Source organism: Shimia aestuarii, assembly GCF_900114635.1.
Lineage (GTDB): Bacteria > Pseudomonadota > Alphaproteobacteria > Rhodobacterales > Rhodobacteraceae > Shimia > Shimia aestuarii.
On sequence record NZ_FOTQ01000027.1, the window covers coordinates 1 to 1,604 of the forward strand.

Here is a 1,604-nt window from a genome sequence, read left to right on the forward strand (position 1 = left end):
GTGGCCTTCCTAAGAAACACCCGCGGTCTCCGAGATGGGCGCCAATGCGTAACCCATTGTCTTGGCCCGACGCTGGAGGTTTGAGAGCACGCGTTGCCGATGTCGTTCGTCGTAAGCCGCCGCTCCCTGATCCTGATAGGTTATGCCATGCCGTAAAGCGTTGTAGAACAAGACCGCGATCTTGCGCGCTGTGGCCGTTACGGCCTTTTGTTTGCCGATCCGCGCCGAGAGGCGTCGATAGAACGCGCCCAAGGCCGTGTCGCTTCGGCCAATCGTGACTGCCGCCAGACGAAGGAGGGCGGCCGCACGACTAGAAGATCGGCGTGTCCGTGAGGACAGCAGCTTGCCCCCAGAGATTTTGTTGCCCGGTGCCAGACAAAGCCACGACGTGAAGTGCTTTGCGCTTTTCCAAGCGCGCAGGTCCGTGCCGCATTCGGTCACCAGCTTTAGCGCCAACGACGGGCCGAGACCGTGGATTTGGGTCAGGTCCGTGCCCAACACCCCGTAAAGCGCGGCTCGCACATCAAAGGACGGCGCATTGTGCTGCCTGCCTTTGATCCGTGCCTTCGGCAGCGGAGCCAGACTACCGTCTGCCCGGACAGTCAGCGCTCCAACAGCCGCCTCCAGCCTTCGGTCGCACGCCTCGATTTGTGCTTTGTAAAAGTCGTAAAGTTCCAGAGACTGGGTAAGAGCAAAGACGTGCTCCTCACGGTCATTGCCGACCAGTGCGGCTTTGATCGTATCCATCGAGGATTTGCAGCGAACATCTCGGAACGTTGCCAGCACCTCTGGATCACGCTCGCCGCCAACGATGGCACGGATGATCCGCATGCCCGTCGCACCCGTGATGTCGGAGACGACATGATGCAGTTGAAGGTTCATCTCCATCAACGCCTTCTGCATGTGCTGGATATGCGCGGCGGCATATTCTGTCAGACGCTCGCGCTGGCGCATATAGGCGCGCAGGGTGGCGATCTCCGCCTCAGGGCGGAAACTGCCACGGAGCAGACCGTAAGAATGCAACTGGCGCAGCCATCCCGCATCGCTCACATCAGTTTTGCGGCCTGGCACGTTCTTGGCGTAGCGGGCGTTCACGAGGATGACCTCGAAGCCATGCGCTTCCAGGATTTCGAAGGCTGGGATCCAGTAAACGCCGGTCGATTCCATGGCCACGCTGGTGACACCGCATGACTGGAACCAGTCGGCAAGGTCGTGCAAATCCTTAGTGAATGTCCCGAAGGCGCGCACTGGCATGATATCGGCGTCAGGGTTCACAGCGGCCATGTGCATCGTCGAGCCGATGTCGATCGCGGCCGCCTGAGGGTTGACCATCTTCAGGTCCGGGTGGTCACCGGTTTTGCGCTTCGTCATGGCATCTCCTCCGTTCAAGGCGAAGGGCGTGGGCCATGCAAGTTCGTCATCTTCCTAACCGGGATCACCGCAATAGCAGCGTCACCACTCTCAAGTGCGCATCGGCCCATGTGCCACGTTTTTTAACGGGGTCCAGCCCACCAATAAGCCATCGGCAACTGCCCTTCCGGCGAAGCATAGCACAGGCTGTTTATACCGCGCACAGGCGGGTCGCGGCCCGGAACGGTTTTTTA

General features: G+C 60.0%; 1 protein-coding gene. It reads right to left on the reverse strand.

Annotated elements, in window-relative coordinates:
* Positions 1–9 precede the first annotated feature (9 nt).
* Complete coding sequence (locus BMZ35_RS20555) at positions 10–1,371, reverse strand: IS110 family RNA-guided transposase (RefSeq protein ID WP_093097291.1); 1,362 nt, start codon at positions 1,369–1,371, stop codon at positions 10–12.
* Positions 1,372–1,604: the final 233 nt, after the last annotated feature.